This is a genomic window from Brachyspira alvinipulli ATCC 51933, assembly GCF_000518245.1.
Lineage (GTDB): Bacteria > Spirochaetota > Brachyspiria > Brachyspirales > Brachyspiraceae > Brachyspira > Brachyspira alvinipulli.
In genome coordinates, this window is record NZ_KI912403.1 from 42,269 (window position 1) to 60,540 (window position 18,272).

The 18,272-nt window shown below is 27.1% G+C and carries 15 protein-coding genes and 1 tRNA gene; 11 read left to right on the plus strand and 5 right to left on the minus strand.

Annotated elements, in window-relative coordinates:
• Positions 1-209: 209 nt before the first annotated feature.
• The 6 genes from T324_RS0107675 to T324_RS18470 all read left to right on the plus strand — a co-directional run bounded on the left by T324_RS0107675 (position 210) and on the right by T324_RS18470 (position 7,077).
• Complete coding sequence (locus T324_RS0107675; protein ID WP_028329706.1) at positions 210-710, plus strand: chemotaxis protein CheX; 501 nt, start codon at positions 210-212, stop codon at positions 708-710.
• Positions 711-718: 8 nt separating this feature from the next.
• A complete protein-coding gene (locus T324_RS0107680) occupies positions 719-1,408 on the plus strand; it encodes a peptidoglycan recognition protein family protein (protein WP_028329707.1) in 690 nt (229 codons plus the stop codon).
• 21 nt (positions 1,409-1,429) lie between these two features.
• Positions 1,430-2,821, plus strand: a complete 1,392-nt coding sequence (locus tag T324_RS0107685) for a hemolysin family protein (RefSeq protein WP_028329708.1) — start codon at positions 1,430-1,432, stop codon at positions 2,819-2,821.
• Between the two features lie 34 nt (positions 2,822-2,855).
• Entirely contained in the window at positions 2,856-4,025 is a 1,170-nt protein-coding gene (locus T324_RS0107690) for a CapA family protein (protein WP_028329709.1), read from the plus strand.
• 68 nt (positions 4,026-4,093) lie between these two features.
• Positions 4,094-6,634: a helicase C-terminal domain-containing protein gene (locus T324_RS0107695; RefSeq protein ID WP_028329710.1), complete on the plus strand. Its 2,541-nt coding sequence runs from the start codon at positions 4,094-4,096 to the stop codon at positions 6,632-6,634.
• A gap of 275 nt (positions 6,635-6,909) precedes the next feature.
• Positions 6,910-7,077 carry a hypothetical protein gene (locus T324_RS18470; RefSeq protein WP_245580663.1) on the plus strand — a complete coding sequence of 56 codons (168 nt, stop codon included), beginning with the start codon at positions 6,910-6,912 and terminating at the stop codon, positions 7,075-7,077.
• 222 nt (positions 7,078-7,299) lie between these two features.
• Here the strand turns inward: T324_RS18470 and T324_RS0107715 are convergent, their stop codons facing one another.
• Positions 7,300-9,351, minus strand: a complete 2,052-nt coding sequence (locus tag T324_RS0107715; RefSeq protein ID WP_028329711.1) for a ligand-binding sensor domain-containing protein — start codon at positions 9,349-9,351, stop codon at positions 7,300-7,302.
• On the minus strand, positions 9,338-11,083 hold the full coding sequence (locus T324_RS0107720; protein WP_028329712.1) for a SpoIVB peptidase S55 domain-containing protein: 1,746 nt from the start codon (positions 11,081-11,083) through the stop codon (positions 9,338-9,340). The genes T324_RS0107715 and T324_RS0107720 overlap by 14 nt, the downstream gene beginning before the upstream one ends.
• Before the next feature lie 225 nt (positions 11,084-11,308).
• Here T324_RS0107720 and T324_RS0107725 point away from each other — a divergent pair, with 225 nt between their 5' ends.
• Genes T324_RS0107725 through T324_RS0107735 form a run of 3 tightly spaced genes read left to right on the plus strand, consistent with a single transcriptional unit; the run spans position 11,309 to position 13,776 of the window.
• A complete protein-coding gene (locus tag T324_RS0107725; protein WP_028329713.1) occupies positions 11,309-11,989 on the plus strand; it encodes a bifunctional nuclease family protein in 681 nt (226 codons plus the stop codon).
• A 32-nt stretch (positions 11,990-12,021) separates the two neighbouring features.
• A complete protein-coding gene (locus T324_RS0107730) occupies positions 12,022-13,194 on the plus strand; it encodes a tetratricopeptide repeat protein (RefSeq protein WP_028329714.1) in 1,173 nt (390 codons plus the stop codon).
• Positions 13,195-13,221: 27 nt separating this feature from the next.
• Positions 13,222-13,776 (plus strand): hypothetical protein, encoded by a 555-nt coding sequence (locus tag T324_RS0107735; protein ID WP_028329715.1) that lies wholly within the window; start codon positions 13,222-13,224, stop codon positions 13,774-13,776.
• Positions 13,777-13,780: 4 nt separating this feature from the next.
• On the opposite strand, the gene T324_RS0107740 is transcribed toward T324_RS0107735, so the two are convergent.
• The 3 genes from T324_RS0107740 to T324_RS0107750 form a co-directional block, all read right to left on the minus strand.
• Positions 13,781-14,683 carry a carbohydrate kinase family protein gene (locus T324_RS0107740; protein WP_028329716.1) on the minus strand — a complete coding sequence of 301 codons (903 nt, stop codon included), beginning with the start codon at positions 14,681-14,683 and terminating at the stop codon, positions 13,781-13,783.
• Positions 14,684-14,705: 22 nt separating this feature from the next.
• Positions 14,706-16,604: a penicillin-binding protein gene (locus tag T324_RS0107745; protein ID WP_028329717.1), complete on the minus strand. Its 1,899-nt coding sequence runs from the start codon at positions 16,602-16,604 to the stop codon at positions 14,706-14,708.
• 12 nt (positions 16,605-16,616) lie between these two features.
• Positions 16,617-16,687, minus strand: a tRNA-Cys gene (locus tag T324_RS0107750).
• Between the two features lie 252 nt (positions 16,688-16,939).
• Here T324_RS0107750 and T324_RS0107755 point away from each other — a divergent pair.
• Together T324_RS0107755 and T324_RS0107760 are read left to right on the plus strand one after the other, a co-directional pair.
• Entirely contained in the window at positions 16,940-17,440 is a 501-nt protein-coding gene (locus T324_RS0107755; protein ID WP_028329718.1) for an imm68 putative immunity domain-containing protein, read from the plus strand.
• Between the two features lie 133 nt (positions 17,441-17,573).
• The gene (locus tag T324_RS0107760) at positions 17,574-18,263 is read left to right on the plus strand and encodes a tetratricopeptide repeat protein (protein WP_028329719.1); all 690 of its coding nucleotides are present in this window, start codon (positions 17,574-17,576) and stop codon (positions 18,261-18,263) included.
• Positions 18,264-18,272: the final 9 nt, after the last annotated feature.

Consider the following 18,272-nt stretch of genomic DNA (forward strand, 5'->3'; position numbering starts at 1 on the left):
ATTAAAATTAATACAGCATTATTAATTTTATAACAGCATAACTAATATTTAAAAACAATTTATATTAAATTATATGATATCAAAATTTGACAATTTTAAGTTTATTATTATATTTATAATAAATAGAATATAAAATTTTTATATTATTGAAATTATAATTAACTATGTTATAATTAATTATAATTCAATATAAAAAAGAGGAATACAAAATGGCTACAACTCCAATAAAATTCATGGACGTTAGATTTATAAATCCGTTCATCGTATCTTTAGTATCTATATTTAAGGAAATGGCTGGTCTTACAATGGAAAAGGGTACTCTTGTAAAGGGACAGGGTCGTAAATTATTTTCCGGATATGGTGTTGCTATAGGAATTGTTGGAGATGTTAATGGGCAGGTACTATATGAATTCCCAGAAAATTTTTCTCAGCTTTTAACCGAAACTCTTACAGAGAAGAAAAGAGGAGAATATGACTCTGAAGATGATTTTGAAGAAATGATGAGAAGTGTTATAAATGAAATGGGAAATACAATAAGCGGTCTTGCAATTACTAAATTAGCTGAAGAAGGCATAAGTTGTGATATAACTCCTCCTATACTATATTTTGGTAAAGAAATTCAAATAATACCAAAAAATCTGCAAACTATAATTATACCATTCCAATCTTCACTTGGTTTTGTTAGTGTTAATATTGCTATGGATGCATAATGCGTTAAATGCTTAAAAATACTGTTATTTTATTACCAATAATAATATCTTTATTATCATGCAGTTATACAGCTAAAGGCGGTATATTGCAAACTAATATAATAGCTACAAATCAGGTAACTAATAATATAAGTATAAATGATAAATATAAAATAACACCTAATTCATTAAGATTAAATTTAATGTCTAAATATTCTATGGAACATTATGGAGAACCACTTATATATTTAGATAATCCTAAAATAATAGTTGTTCATTCAACAGAAACCCCAAATCTTGCTATAACTGTTAACATATTCAAAAATGATATTTTAACTGGAAGACCAGATATTGAATCTGGAGGAGAAGTGAATGTTGGTACGCACTTTTTAGTAGATACTGATGGAACTATATATGCCAATACTCCAACTGAATATATAGCAAGACATACTGTAGGACTTAATTATACTGCTATAAGCATTGAAAATATAGGATATGCGGATAAATTAACTAAAGAACAATTAGATTCTAATGTAAAACTAATAAAATATCTAAAAAATAAATATAAAAGTATACAATACATTATAGCTCATTATGAATATAAAGATAAAGAATCTGAGCATTATTATCTATACAAAGAATTAAATACTAAATACACAAGTATAATAAAAACAGATCCTGGAAAAAAATTTATGGAGGAATTAAGAAAAAGACTATAAAAATATAAGGTTTAATAAAATATGGAAATTATATTAGTTTATTTATTTGAAATATTAACTATAATTATTCTTATAATGTTATCAGCATTATTTTCTGGAAGCGAAACAGCATATACTTCTATTGATGATGTTACTCTAATGCGTTTAGTTAGAGAGAAAAAAATAAAAGAAGAAGATACAAAATATTGGGAAAAATCAAGTTCAATGATACCCAGCCTCTTGGTAGGAAACAATATTGTTAACATTACAGCTAGCTCAATGATAACGGTATTTGCTATAAGGCTAGCTGCCGCTTTACCTAATATATCTGAAAGTGTAATGGTTACTATATCTACAGCTACAATAACCATATTGATTATTATATTTGGAGAAATACTTCCTAAAGTGTTAATGAGAGTTAATGCAGAAAAAATGATGCCTTACCTTTTATACTTTATGAAATTCTGTTATTTTATTTTCACACCTATAACTTTTTTAATGGATAAAATTACAACTTTTATAATGAATTATTTTGTACCTAAAAAATTAAGAAACACTGAAAAAAGAAGCGCATTATCAAGTATGGATGATATAACAACTATCATACATCTAGGACATAAAGAAGGAATTATAAAAGAATCAACTCATGAACTTCTTACTGGCGTAATTGATTTTAGAAATAAAACTGTAGAAGAAATTATGACACCGCGTGTTGATATGGTTTGTATAGAAGCAGAAACTGATGTAAATGAAATAATAAAATTAACTGTAGAAACTGGATTATCAAGATTTCCTGTTTATGAAGAAACAGTTGACCATATAATTGGAATATTTCATACAAGGGCTTTGTTTAAAGAATATGTTAAAGGGGCTGGTAAATTAAACAAAATAAAAAAGAAAGCTATTGATTACATAATGCTTCCTTATTTTGTACCTGAAACTAGAACTATAAGTAGTTTATTCAATGATATGCAGAAAAAGAAACTTCAAATGGTTATTACTATTGATGAATATGGCGGAACTGCAGGACTTGTTACTATGGAAGATATAATAGAAGAAATAATGGGCGATATTGAAGATGAAAGTGATAAAAAAGAGGAAGAATTAGTAAAAATTAAAGGTAAAAGAATAATAATAAACGGAACAGCTCCAATAGAAGAAATTAATAAATTACTTAAATTAGAATTAGAGCATGAGGAATATCAAACTATAGCAGGATATGTTATTGATATGTTGGATCATATACCTGAGACCAATGAACGTTTTATATTAAAAGGATATAGAGGAAGGATAATGAAAGTAGAAGACAGAAGGATAATAGAAATGGAATTTACGCCTCTAAAATATACAAGAACAAATGATAATAATGATAATACAGAAATGCTTAATATTCATGATATAGAAAAAAATGATTTAGAAATTTCAAATGAATAAGATAATTAAAATAAAAAATACAATGGATAACTATATGATAAAAATAACAATTATTACTATAATAATGGCATTATTAATTTCATGTTCTGAAAAGAAAGAAACAGAAGAACAAATAAAAGAGCCTCCTAAAAGCATTAAATTAGTTTTTACAGGAGATATAATGACTCACCCTACTATTGTTAATGCTTTTCATAGTAATGATGTATTAATAGATTTAAAAGATTATTTTCAAGGAGATATTGTATTTGCAAATTTAGAATTTGTAGTTAATACAAATAAACCTCCTATGCCTTATCCGGAATTTAACGGATCATTGGAATATCTGCAGTATTTCTTTAAATATTTTAATACTTTTTCAATAGCAAATAATCATGCTTATGATCAAGGGGCACAAGCTGAGGCAGAAACTGTAGCAGAACTTCATAGAAACAATAAATTAACTTTAGGAGGATCTACTAATTCTCCAAGCATAGCACCTATTATAACAAATATTAATAATGTACCTCTTTTTATATCAGCATATACAATGCTTGATAATGGATTAAGTCATAAAACAAATAGAAACGGACATTTTTATTTTATGAACTTCTTTCCAAAACAGGAAGATTTAATATCAAAAGTTAAATCAGATTTAGCACTTGCTACGAATAATGAAATCAAAATTATATCATTACATTTCGGACTAGAATATACAACAGCACCTGAAAAAGCAACAATAGAAACAGCAAGAGCATTAATAGAAAACGGAGTTGACATAATAGTAGGACATCATCCTCATGTTCCTAGACCTGCTGAAGTTTATGAGGGTACTAATCATAGCGGAATAATAATATATTCTCTTGGAAATTTTATAGCAAATCATAAAGCAAAATATCCTCATCTTGATATAGGTACTATTGTTTCTCTGAACATTAATGAAAATAAAGAAATTAGTTTCTCTTATATTCCAACATATTATGCATTTTTTAGAAAGAAAGGATTTGAATTTATAATGAAGCCTATAAAAGAAGATCCTAATATTAATATGCCTTCTTTATCAAGCAATTATGTTTATAGTCCTTATGATACTAATGCAATAAAAAAAGGTTATGAGCTTATACAAAAATTTTATTCGCCTCTTACAAATGAGAAAGTAAAAACTATGTTTGCTGATAATATAACTAATACTAATATTGTTTCTAATAATAGTTTGGCTCATAATTAATTTATGAAAAGTAATTAGTTAAAAATTATTGACAAAGATTTCAATATATACTATATTATTATACCAATATGAATAATAATAATACTAGAGAATTAGACAGTGTATTTTCCATAGATGCAATTAATTATATGAGAAAGGCAATAGTAGATGCTTATGGAAATGAAGTATATTTTGGTATAAATTTTAATGCTTATGGTATATTGGATTATATAGAGGTAATGGCTAGAGGTAATAAAGATTCTGTGCCTGCTATAATATCATTGTCATTAGAATTTGATGCTGTTATTCATAATCATCCTTCTGGACAGCTTACACCTTCAAGAGCAGATTTGGCAATAGCAAGTGAATTAGGAAATAATGCTGGTGTTGGTTTTTATATAGTTAATAATGATGTTGATGAATATTATGAAGTTGTAAAGCCTATAAAATCAGAAAATGTCAAAACTATAGATGTTCCAGATGCTCTATATATGTTTACTGAAAATGGTACTTTAAGTCAGCTCCTAAAAAAATACGAATATAGACAAGAACAAACAGAACTAGTTGAAGCTACTATTGAAGCATTTAATAACAATAAACATTTAATATCTGAAGCTGGTACAGGTATAGGCAAATCTTTTGCATATCTAGTACCTGCCTTACTATGGCTTAAAGAAAATAAAACTAGAATCGTTATATCTACAAATACAATAAATCTGCAGGAACAAATTATTTCAAAAGATATACCTTCTATTATAGGAGGGATTGCTCCAAGCGTAAAATATGCTTTAGTAAAAGGCAGAAATAATTATGTATGCATCAAAAAAGTTAAAGAAGCCTTGAATGATGTTAATATGCTTGATATGGGAGAGCAGCTTAATTTTTTTGAGGACATTGATAATTGGCTTAATATAACTAAAGATGGATCCATAACTGATTTAGGATACAAACCTAAAGGTGAATTATGGGAAATGGTTTGCTGTGATACAGATACTTGTACTCATAGAAAATGTGAGTATTTAGAAGACTGTTATTTTTATAAAATGCGTAAGCAGTTAAATGCCGCACAGTTATTGATAGTTAATCATCATATACTTTGTGCTGATTTATCTCTTTATGCAGAAACAGCGGGAAGATATAGCCTTCTTCCAAGATATACAAAAGTTTTAATTGATGAGGCGCATAATTTTGAAAACTCGGCATCAAGTTATTTCGGAGATGAAGGAAGTAAAAACGGAATATTAAAAGCACTTTTCTATATTTCAAGAATGAAAAAAAATAAAAGACTTGGTGTTATAGAAAGTATTAATAATATGCTTAATGAAAAGAGAACATCAATTGAAAAACATGAATATGATGAAATAATAAATTTAATAAATCAGGCACATGATTTGACTTCAAGAGTGAGAAATGTAGTTGATGAGAGATCAAAAGAATTCATAAACTACTGCCATAAAAATATTCAAACTAAAGAAGGATTAGGTTATAAATTTAGAATAAGTCCGGAACTTGTCCTAACTGCTCATTGGCAAAATGAAGGATTAAAAGCTCTTAGAGAAATTGTACTTTCAATGACTTCTCTTGTTAATATATGCGATAAATTATATAAAAAGTTTTTTGATATTGCTATAGAAAAAGATTTTGATTATGAAGAAATTGCTCAAATGTCAAATGCTTATTTAGAGAGACTAAAAAGACAATTAGTATCATTAAACTCAACAATAGATTATAAAAAAGATGAATATATAAGATGGGTAGAAACAAGGCTCACTAAAAAAGGAAATCTTATTCTTAATTGGCATTTAACACCTGTAACGGTATCAAAAAATTTAAATGACTTTTTATATTCAAGATTTGATACAGTGGCAATGTACTCTGCTACTTTAACTGTTTCAAAGAGTTTTAATTTCTTTTCTAATAGATTAGGTTTTGATTATATAGAAAAAAATAAAAAAATAGAAATATATTTAGAATCTCCATTCAATTATGAAGATAATGCAAGACTATATATTGCAACCGATATGCCGGATGTTTCTGCTGATACATTTAATGATTTCACTTCAAAAGTATTGCTTCATGTATGCGATATAACAGGAGGAAGAGCCTTCATACTATTTACTTCTTTCTCATCTCTTATGAGCGTATATGAAAGCACGGCAGAAAAATTAAAAACTAAAAATATAAATGCATTGGCACAAACTGCTTCTATACATAGACATACCTTACTTGATATGTTTAAATCATCTTCAAATAATGTACTTTACGGAGTAGATTCATTTTGGGAAGGAGTTGATGTTGCAGGAAAGAATTTAGAAGTTGTTATAATACCTAAATTGCCTTTTGCTGTACCGACTGATCCTATAAGCGAGGGAAGATACAGATACATAGAAGAAAACGGAGGCAACGCCTTCTTAGATTATGCTCTGCCTTTTGCTGTAATAAAGTTTAAGCAAGGATTCGGACGTTTAATAAGAAGCAAAGATGATAGAGGCGTCGTATTTGTTCTTGACAAAAGATTGTATACTAAAACTTATGGTACTCAATTTATACAATCTCTTCCTAATGCTAAAATTTTAAGAGGAAGTATGAGAGAAATTTTTAATGATATGAATAATTTTTTTGATTATTAAAAATATGAATGAAGAAATTTATTACAGAAAATATAATGAAAATGATTTTACAGAATTGGAAATATTACTATAAAATCTTTTGAATTCGATAAAATGCTTTCTTATAGAAATCCAAAATTGATAGCAGAATTAAATTTATTAACTTTTCTTAATTGTGCAAGTTTTATTAAAATAGCTGAAATAAATAAAAAACCTGTAGGATTTCTAATTGGAAAATATTAGTATCAAATACAGATAATTATTACGATGATAGAATAAAAAAACTAAAAAGAAAAATGATTCTTAATATAGAAGGATGTTTTTCTCTGCTAATATATAATATAATAAAAATAATAAATAAAAATCTTTTAAAAAATACAAATAAAAATTATCAAGCAGAATTATCATTTTTTGCTGTAGATAAAAATTATCATGGATTTGGTATAGGAAGATGTCTTTTTTAAATTTTAATGATTATCTAAAAAAAAATAATATTTTAAATTTTTATCTTTAATACTGATACTTATTGCAATTATAAATTTTATGAATATTTCAATATGAATAAAAAGGCTGAAAAAAGATATCAATTAACTTTATAAAAAGAATCAATTTAGAATTTTATTTATATAATAAAAAAATTAAGAGACAGCAAATATAAACTATTTACTGTCTCTTCACTCTTAAAATTATATCAAGAAAGAATAGTACTTAGTATTTCCTTCTGTATCCATAACCTCAATAGTAACAGATCCAGCATCAGCATCTTCTATATTTACAGTAAAAGTTTCATTCATAGAATCAAGCATTCCGTCATCTGGAACTATATATGCCCACTCTCCTGTTATAGTTGAATATCTAACTGTTTTTATGAAAGAAAGCTTATCTTCTATTCTAAAAGTAAGTTTTCTGTTTGCTCCGTCTCCTGATACATTAAAATCAAATATTTCAGGAGGATCATTATCATATTTAACATTAAATACTTCTAAACTTTTTGTTTTTATAGAACCTACAGGATTATCATATTTATCGCTTGCTGTTATCTTAAAATCATAAATACCGGAAGGCATTAAATATGAATCAAATTTATAATATGATGTTTCTAAATTGCTAGCTAATTTTCTATAATTCTTTTCACCTTTTAATCTATATTCTAAATCGTATACTAATTTATCACCATTAGGATCAGAACCTTTCCAATATATCATAGATTCATTTTCTTCTAATTGAGGACTTTTAGCTGTTTCAGCAGAATCATTTTGCTGACGGTAGCGTGTAGTAAGTCCTCCATTTAAAACTTCTGGGGCTAAATTATTTTCAACATAAGTAAAATCTACAGAATTCAATATAGGAGTAATCTCTGTATCTGATGTTTCCATTGTAACTTTAAATTGCATGAATCTTCCATTTGGAACATCAACTTTTCCATTAGCAGCAACAGCAACAAAATCACTCCAAGTATCATCAACGCGTGCAACATTACCAGTTCTAACTTCAATTGATATATTAGCTCCGTCAGGAATATTTCCCATAGCATTTAGACTTCCTAATTTGCTTAAAAGTTTTAAATCTAATGTATCACTTGTAAAACTTCCCTTTTGAGGATATTGATGACTTACTTTATATATTTCCCCAGTCTTTGATATAGCAAAATAAAGTCCGTCATCAGCAACAGCAAAAGTTGAAAGTATTTTATTTTTTAAACCGCCTATATATGATAATAATCCGTCATCTCCATTTATTTTATATACATCTGCAGTATCTCCTGTTACAAAATATACATTATTATTATTATCACTGCTCATAGCAAATATAAGCATTTGATTCAAAAAGAATAATCTCTGAACTGTTCCATTAGCATCAGCTTTATATAACGAATTTCTAAATTCTTTTTCACTTTCATCAGGTCTTTTATCACTATCAATAATAGAAGGAAGAAGCAAATAAGCAGGTTCTCTTGTAGCAGTACCAAAATATAAATTACCTGTATTATCCATAGTTATAGCATAAACTTCATTTTCTGCTGTATCATGAATAACACTGTATGAAGGACTTTCAAAATTAGTAGCCAAATCAATGCATAATACAAGACCTCTTCCTGCTGTACCTACATAAAGCTTATTATTTTTATTGTCAAAATATAATGACATAGCATGCTGTTCATCTGTTTTTAATATTTCTTCTACATTTCCATCAGGAGAAACTTTTAATACTCTAGCATTATTACCGCCTGCAGCAAGGAATAAATTTCCATTATTATCAAATTTCATATCCCATACATAAGTATCATATAAATTTTCAACCCAAAGTTCATTACCCTCACTATCATATTTCCTTATTTTAGCATAAGGACCAGTTGCAGCATAAATATTTCCCTCTTTATCAGAAATAACTGCTGTAAATGCACTTTCATTAGTAGCAGTCAAAAAATGTGTAAAATTAGTTTCACCAGCATTTCTTTTATATAATTCAGCACCATTTCCGCTTATAGCAGCAATCATACTCCCATCATCAGAAGGATAAATTTTCCATATATCTTTTCCAGCAATAGCGCCATTCTGTTCTATAATTGGGGCTAAAGTCAAAGCACCTTGTTCTGTAAGCATTATGCCATCATAAATACCATTATCATAAAATCCCCTTCTGCTGCTTGAAAATGTTCTTGTGACAACACCAAAAACAGCATTGGAAGATAATATTAATATAAATTGTAATATAAAAACAATCTTAACGATTCTCATATTTTTTAGCCCCTTCAATTATTATATCTATTTTCATTAAACCAAGTATAGAATACGGCATTTGATAATCTCCATCAACTGCAGTTATAACAGCTGCTTTATCAGATGTGGCATTCTTTGCCATAACGCCGTATTTTGACGGAGGAAGTGTAGGATATAAATCTTTTCCTATCTGCACTCCTCTTGATGATGAGTAAAGCCATACTTTGATATTGCTGTCACTATAAGACTTACCATAAATACGCATAACATCATCTAAACTTCTAATTTCATATTTATTAGGCATGAATAATTGTTCAGCATAATTATAAATATATTCATTAGCAGCATAAATACTATATTTATCTGTTTTTAAATTAACAGGAAGTTTAACAGGTATATCTATATATTTTTTCTCTTGTCCGTAAGGAGTAAGTCCTACCCTCAAATGTATAGTTTCACCAGCTACTGCTTTAGGTTCTACCAATGTTATATCATTTAAGAATGCATATTCAAGATTATTTCTTTTTATAGATAATTTAACAGATTTAATTCCAACTCTATTAAAAGTATTATATATAAAGAAATCAACAGGCGCTATCAATTGTTTTATAGCAGATTTGAATGCATCAGTAGAAGAATAAGCCAATATTCTATCATTTACTTTATAAGGTTCACTAAAATAATCAGTTTCTATCTCATAACTTATACTAAATACACCCTCTTCATCTCCTCCTGCTGTAGAACTGATGGCACTATATATTGCCATTGAAAGTATATCAGAAAAATATGTAGGATCATTCAATACCCTAAAATTATAATCTCTTGTTAAAAACGTCTGATCTTCTATCTCTAATTTAACAGGAACCATAGTATTTTCAGGAACTTCACCATAAACTCCAGAAACCCCGAAAACACCGTCATAAACTGTATATCCTAAATAATTAGAATAAGCAGCACCTAATTTGAATGAAGAATCTACAGAAGCAACTATATGATTAATATATGCTCTTGATACAGGAGCTCTTAATCTTCCTTTAGACCACATTGAATGGCCAAAAAGCAAGAATTTCTCATCATCTGTATGGGAAACAGTACCAATTCCTGCCATAGAAACGTCACCATCAGCTAATACTATAGCTACAGAATCACCGAATAAAAATTTCATAGACTGATTAGTATCTGAAACAGAACCTCCTGCCTGCATAGGAACAAATCCACCTTTTTTGAAAATACTGGAATACTCATTAAAAGCTTTTCCGCTTATTCCAGAAAATATTAATGGTGTTTGAAGCGAATTATTATCTGTAAAAGCTACAGCCGGAAGTTTAGCATTTGTATCATCATATAATTTGTACATTTCTTCTATTGGAGTAACACCAGCTATAGGATCTTTAGCATAATTCCATCCAAAAGCTAATGCTCCTGCTATTTTTCCGTCAAAATATATAGGAGATCCGCTCATACCTGCTACTGTTCCAGAATGTTCTAAATTTAGTCCCTCACATCTTATAAGTATAGCATCACTGTTATGCCATCTCTTTCTTAGAACAGATAAAACCTTTACTTTAAATGGTTCTACATTAGTTCCATGTATAACAGTATATCCAACCCCTTCCATTCCCTCATAAATTTCACTCATAGGTATAACTTCAGGGTTCTCCGGAGGATATGGAGGCAAATCTTCTGTCTGTGAAAATAAATTCAAAGTTAATAATAATAGTGTAATAATTAAAAATATTTTTTTTCTCATAGTTCCATATTATAAAAATATTATATTTTTTTCAAGTAATTATAATTAATAATTAAACTATATTAAAAGAAAATTAGTAAAATATTAACATATAATTTACTTATTATCGGAAAAATAATCATAAATAAAATGTGATTAATTATTTATAAAAAATTACCTTGACAAATAATATATATATATTAATATTATATAGGTATATAATAGGTTTATAAAGAGGTTTATAAAGTGGTTGAAGCAAAGATACTTAATTTAGCAATTACAGATAAAGGTTTTGCTGTTATTTTAAAACCAATTAAATCAGAAAAAGTAGTTCCTATATCAATAGCATATTTAGAAGCACAGTCTATAATGTCAAGTCTTATAGGTTATAAAATAGAAAGACCTCTTACTCATGATATTGTAAACAGCATTTTTCAAAATTGTAATATTAGATTAATTAATGTTATAATCGATAATGTACATATAGATACATTTTTCTCAAAATTGGTTATAGAATATAATGGAAAAAATATTTTCATAGACTCAAGACCATCTGATGCTATAGCACTATCATTAAAATCAAAAGCACCAATATTTATAGAAGAGCATGTTATAGAAAAAGCAGGTATAATACTAGAAAATAATGATGGATTAATGAAAGTAAAAGATAGTATACCTTTCACATATCAAAGATTTGATAGAGAAGATATTAAAGAAAATAGTGAAGAAACTTTCATTTTACAAAATGATAAAACTATAAATGAAGATAACATGGAAAATAATGACAATGTAGATACATCAGCAGTAAAAGAAAATAATAAAAAAAATAAAGAAGAACTACAAAAATTACTAGATCAAGCTGTCAAAGAAGAAAGATACGAAGATGCTGCTAAATATAGAGATGAACTTGATAATTTAATTGATTAATTTTTAAATTACTATAACACTTTAGAGGTTATATGAAACACTATATAAAAATTGCTTTTATTATTATAATAACAATATCTCATTTAATATATGCTAAACCATCTGATAAAATAAGATTTAGTGCTAATGAACTTACAAAATTAGAATATGATTTCTTCACAAAAATAGATAATGGAGAAACTAATGATTTAGAACTTCATTATGATGGTTTTATAATAGCTTCCGGTATTACAGATGAAGAAGAATTTAAATTTTATAGAAACAAATTAAATGATATAAGGGATTTAGCAAAAAGTGAGCTGACTCAATATGTTAAAGAAGGCGCATATGAATTTGGAAAAAGACTGCTTAACTGGATGTATACTAGCGGAGTATTAAAAAAATATTTTGAAACATCTACCCTATTCCAAGATTTAATATATAAAGGAGAATATAATTGTCTAACTTCCAGTATATTATATTCTTTACTATATAGAGAATTTGGATTTGAAGTTGAGGGAATACTTACTTCAAGCCATGCCTTTTGCTCAGTATATACAGAAAGAGGTAAAATAGATGTAGAAACCACAATATCAAAAGGGTTTAATCCAGGTCAGAAAGAAATAAGAAATACTGGAAACTCTACAATAGTTACATTTGTGCCTCAGGGAAATTATAGAAACAGAAATGAAGTTGATATATTTACACTTATAGCCACATTATATCCTAATTCAATTTCATTAAAGAAAATAGAAAAAGATTTAGAAAAACAGCTTGTAATGGCCAAAAAGGCATATTATTTATCTCCAAATACTCAAATGTACAATAATAATTTGGTAAATGCTTATAACAGACTTGCATTAGATTATATCAAAAAAAATAATTATGAAGAAGCATATAAAACATTAGAAGAGGCATTAGCTTTTAATCCTTCAAGTGCTATGACAAAAAACAATAGAATACACTATTATAATACCATTGGCACTTCATATTTAAATAAAAGAGATTATCCTAGTGCAATAAAAACATATAAAATTGGCATATCTGATATAGGAGATGGTGCTGACGTTTTAAAAAGAAATTTAAAAGTATCATATTATAACTATGCTGTTACAGAATATAATGAAAGAAGATATAATAATGCTAATACTATCTCTGAAGAAGCATTAAAATTATTTCCAAATGATAGAGATTTTATAAGATTATTGTCATCTATACCAAAATAATAAAAAAATAATTCCGAATAATATTATATGAAAAATATATTTATTTTATTATTTATAACTATATTAAGCAGTTTAGCTTTTTCTCAGGATAACTTTGATTATAATTTAGATATTAAATTCAGAGTAATAGAAAAGTTTGATAAAATTACATCTTCTGATAATAAAGAATATATTTTCTATATAGATGCCAGCTATATTTTTACTGATGATGGAAAAAACATTTACAGCAACAATGTATACAATATACAGAAAACATTAAATGATTTAGAAAAACAAGAAATAAATGCTAGAAGTCAAGAAGAAAAAAACTCATTAAATCAAAATATTAGGATATATAAAGGACTATTGGCTTATAATACACCTCCAAAAAAATTTATAAGCCTATTAATAAACAGACAAATACATCAATATATATCAAAATACCATTCAAGTTATATAGATAAAATGATGCAAAATAACCTTCAAGAATTTTACAATAATATAAGAAATACTATCATAACAAATGAGAACTATACAGGAATTTTCACTGCTATAAAATTCCTAACGCCAGAAAGATTTAAATATTATACAGGAAGAACTTAAATAATCATAATCCAAATTTAGCCTTAACTGCATTGATATCATATTTAGCAGTTCCACCTTTTACTTGAACCATTTCTTCTGAAACACTTGAAGCAAATTTTAAAATATTATTTATATCAAGATTTTTCAATACAGCATAACTTAAAGCTGCACAAAAAGAATCCCCGGCACCAACTGTATCAACAACATTAACTTTATTAGAAGGATTAAATATGTATTCATTGTTATAAAATACAGATGCCCCATCCTTACCAAGTGTAAGGAATATATAATCTATATTGAAATCATTATTAATCGCTTTCAATAAAGTTTCATTATCATTTTTTAAATAAGGGAAAAATATATCTTTTATGACAGCAAGCTCATCATCATTAATTTTCAATATATTTATAAACTCTAAAGCTTCTTTTATTTTATCTTTAGTATAATAATTTTTTCTAAATGTTACATCACATACTTTATATTTTGCTTTTATATTTTTAAATATTTGTTTTAGAGTATCGTATGATTTTTGATTTCTTTGTGAAAGTATATTAAAATAGAACATATCATAATTTTCTTTCAAAGCATTATCTATATCCATGCTGTATTCTATATTATCCCAAGCAGCATTTTCATGTATGATATAATCCGGAACTTTATTTTCATTAAGAAAAACAGTAGCTTTTCCCGTTTCATAATTATTCAATATCTGTATTAAAGAAGAATCTATATTTTCATTATTTATAAATTTAAGCGCATCTTTAGAATAATCATCATTGCCTAAAGCTGTTATAAACTTTAATTTATCATTATTCTCCATAAGTCTTGATAATTGAAGACTGTAATTAAACGGCGCTCCTCCAATAACTGCTACATTATCATATACATCATATAAAAGCTCTCCAAAACTAAGTATGTTGCTCATAATAAACTCCATAAAATTAAATTTATTCTTTAATAGGTGCCTTTAACAATAATCTTATTATAGAATTATTTGTAACTGTACTGCCGTAAGGAGGAGAGAAATCTGAAACATAACCTTCACCTTGTATTGCTATTTTAGCATTATTATTTGAAACAATATATGATATACTATTTAATGCATCTCTTAAAGAAAGCCCTGATATATTAGGCATAACATTGTTTGTAATTCCATAATTATTTGAAGGCGGTACCAATGAAAGAAACTCATTAGTATTTATAGTATATATTTCACCATCAACCAATCCTAAATAAGGTATAATCTGATTGGCAATTTTAGCAAAAAGCGGAGCTGCTACCCTACCCGCTGCCTGAGTACCTGTACCTTGAGGATCGTCCAATAATACAAGTATCGATATTTTAGGGTCTTCAAGAGGAAAACCGCCTATAAATATAGACTGATAATATTTCTCCGGCTTATCCATAACATTATCTCTATAAACTTCTGTTATTGCTGTACCTGTTTTACCAACAACATCTATATTAAGCAAATTAGCCCTGTATCCGGTAGAACCTGATTCAACACCTTTTCTAAGTAATACTCTTGCTATTTGAGAATATTGTTCATCTATTATTCTAACTTTTTTTAAATTATTAGTTGCGCTTACTCTTTCAATACCATTATCAAAGTAGGCAACAACATGCATAGGAACTTTCCACCCGCCATTTAAAAGCGGTAAATAAGATGCCGCTATCTGCATAGGAGTAACACTTAAATCATATCCTATAGCTAAATAACCTCTTGAGAATCTGTGCCATTTATTTAAAGGATGATATATTCCGCTCCATTCATTCTTATAAGGTCCAACTCCTGTAGGTTCTCCAAATCCGAATCTCTTTAAATAATCATAAAAAAACTGTTTATCTATTCTCTCAGCTATAGTTACAATAGCAAAATTACAACTGTATTTTAATATGTCATTAAAAGCCACATCTCCATGAGGATAATCGCAATGTATGCGTGTTTGTTTGCTATAATCATAATACCCTTTACAATGAAAAATTTCATCGCTATTAACAACACCCTGTTCTATAGCAGCAAGCTCTGCAAATATCTTCATTGTACTTCCTGGATATATTGTGCTCATTATACTTCTATCCATTCTTTCATTATTAACATAGTCAAAAGGATTATTCGGGTCAAAAGAAGGATAAGAATAATTTGCTATTATAGCCCCTGTATTTACATCAGATACTATAACAGTTACAGACTGAGGAGATTTCTCAGCAACCGTTTTCAATACTTCATTTCGCACTATTGTTTGAACATCTCTGTCTAAAGTTAATACTAAGTCTTTAGGATTATCATTTTCAGATGAAAGCATATATTCATATGTAGCTTCAAGTCCAGCATATCCTTCCGTTTCAGTTTTATTCATATAACCTATAACATGAGCAAAAACATCCTCATAAGGATAAAATCTCTTATAACTTTCTATGCCGTATATACTTCTAACATTATATTTATCTTTAATATTCTTTATTTTTTTATATGAATCTAAATTAATGTTTTGTGATAACATTATAGTTCTTCTTTTAGTTTTAAGAAGTTCTGCAAATTTTTCTTTAGTTATGCCTATAATATTAAATATTTGACTATAAGCCTCATTTATATCTGTTTCTTCATTTCCATCCAATGAAACAGATTCAGTATCAAGATATATTGTATATGCTGGTATATTTATTGTAAGAGGACGCATTTTTGAATCATATATAGTTCCTCTTGGCTTATCAAGACCATTTAATGAAGATATTGATTTCCTATTTTTTATAGTTAAATTAAATAATTGTATGAGTATTGCTATAGTTCCTATGACAAAACAAATAAGAAACAAATATAATCTTTTAACTCGGCTATCATTCATAGTTAGAAAATGAGGCGGCGAACGGATTTGAACCGATGATAAGAGTTTTGCAGACTCCTGCCTTACCACTTGGCGACGCCGCCATATTTATAGATGTCATTAATAATATATCAAAATAAATAAAAAGTCAATATGTTAACAATTTAATTTAATTTAATAATAAAATATTTATTTTTTTCAATACATTTAATATTTACATACTCAAGTTCATAATTCAATATATTTTTATCTAGTATAAAAAATATAATTATATTTACACATAAATATTGTCTTTACAAATAATATATTTCTTATATAATATAGGCGTTAAAATTACTTATAACAAAAGGAATAATATGTATATAGATAAGTTATGGGGAGAATATTTCGGTGACTGTGATGACTCATTAGTATTATTAGATTATTTTGATGAGAATGATAATACTCAATATAGCGTTAAGCAAATATTTACTGACTTTAATGTATATAATGAATATTCTCCAATAGAAGTTGATTCATTTAGAAAAAGTAAAGATATAAAATATGTTTGTAATGGTATTGAACATAATATAGATATAGTAATAGATTTAATATTAGATTTATCAGTATTAATTTTAGAATGTCTTCATAACAAAAAAATATATTTAAAAGATTTATATAGTAACTCTGAAAAAGATAAATATATATCAATAAATGCTGATAAGGAAGATATAGAATTATTTATAAATATATTAAATGACTTTTCTGTTAATGGTTCTAAGTATGATTTAGCTGATATGTGTGATGATGAAACTATTAATAATATTGCAAAAAAGACAAAATATATAGCAAATGAAATGTCAAAATTTACATATTAATAAATTGATAAAAAATAAATAAAAAAATATTAATAACTTTACATAATTTTTTTATAAAAAGTTTTATTTAAATATATTGAGATTTTTACATTTAAATATACAATATATATATATAATAAAATCAGGAGTATATATGAGTATAGGCTCTAGCAGAAGCAAATTAGAAGATGGAATAAAATTTTTTAGAAATGAAAATTATAAAGAAGCTATAGATTCACTAGAAAAAATTTTCTCAGAAAAAAATGATGTGGAATCAGGATACCATTTAGCATTAGCCTATGCCCAAATTCAGGATTATGATAATACTCTTGAAGTATTTGATAAAATAATGAGAAGATTAGATAATCCGCTTAGACTCATGCAGGCACATATTATTGTCGGATATATTTATGCAGTAAAAGAAATGTATGATCTTGCCGAATTTGAACTTATAGATGCATTATCATCTGGAGTGGAAAATACTCAAATACATGCGGCATTAGGATATGTTTATTATAAAAAAGGAAATATAAGAAAAGCTATAGAACATCTAAAAAAAGCAGTAACTCTTGATCCTAAAAGTGCCAATGCTAGAAACTCACTTGGATTTATTTTAGCAGATACTGGTACAGACATAGATGAAGGAATAGAAGAGATAAAAAAAGCTATAGCAATAGACCCTACTAATCCTGCATATTTAGATTCTTTAGGATGGGCATTTCTCAAAAAAAATGATTTGGTACATGCTAAAGAATTTTTAACTAAAGCATTTGAATTGGCTCCAACAAACAGAGATATTAAGGAACATTTACTTCAGTTGGATCAAGCATCATATAAAAAATAAAATCTTAAT

Excerpts from the sequence above, each read along its gene's own strand:
- T324_RS0107730 (WP_028329714.1), top strand. The coding sequence starts at position 12,022 with ATGAAACACTATATAAAAATTGCTTTTATTATTATAATAACAATATCT.
- T324_RS18470 (WP_245580663.1), top strand. The coding sequence starts at position 6,910 with ATGATTCTTAATATAGAAGGATGTTTTTCTCTGCTAATATATAATATA.
- T324_RS0107715 (WP_028329711.1), bottom strand. The coding sequence starts at position 9,351 with ATGAGAATCGTTAAGATTGTTTTTATATTACAATTTATATTAATATTA.
- T324_RS0107680 (WP_028329707.1), top strand. The coding sequence starts at position 719 with ATGCTTAAAAATACTGTTATTTTATTACCAATAATAATATCTTTATTA.
- T324_RS0107740 (WP_028329716.1), bottom strand. The coding sequence starts at position 14,683 with ATGAGCAACATACTTAGTTTTGGAGAGCTTTTATATGATGTATATGAT.
- T324_RS0107720 (WP_028329712.1), bottom strand. The coding sequence starts at position 11,083 with ATGAGAAAAAAAATATTTTTAATTATTACACTATTATTATTAACTTTG.
- T324_RS0107745 (WP_028329717.1), bottom strand. The coding sequence starts at position 16,604 with ATGAATGATAGCCGAGTTAAAAGATTATATTTGTTTCTTATTTGTTTT.
- T324_RS0107675 (WP_028329706.1), top strand. The coding sequence starts at position 210 with ATGGCTACAACTCCAATAAAATTCATGGACGTTAGATTTATAAATCCG.
- T324_RS0107695 (WP_028329710.1), top strand. The coding sequence starts at position 4,094 with ATGAATAATAATAATACTAGAGAATTAGACAGTGTATTTTCCATAGAT.
- T324_RS0107735 (WP_028329715.1), top strand. The coding sequence starts at position 13,222 with ATGAAAAATATATTTATTTTATTATTTATAACTATATTAAGCAGTTTA.
- T324_RS0107760 (WP_028329719.1), top strand. The coding sequence starts at position 17,574 with ATGAGTATAGGCTCTAGCAGAAGCAAATTAGAAGATGGAATAAAATTT.
- T324_RS0107755 (WP_028329718.1), top strand. The coding sequence starts at position 16,940 with ATGTATATAGATAAGTTATGGGGAGAATATTTCGGTGACTGTGATGAC.
- T324_RS0107685 (WP_028329708.1), top strand. The coding sequence starts at position 1,430 with ATGGAAATTATATTAGTTTATTTATTTGAAATATTAACTATAATTATT.
- T324_RS0107690 (WP_028329709.1), top strand. The coding sequence starts at position 2,856 with ATGATAAAAATAACAATTATTACTATAATAATGGCATTATTAATTTCA.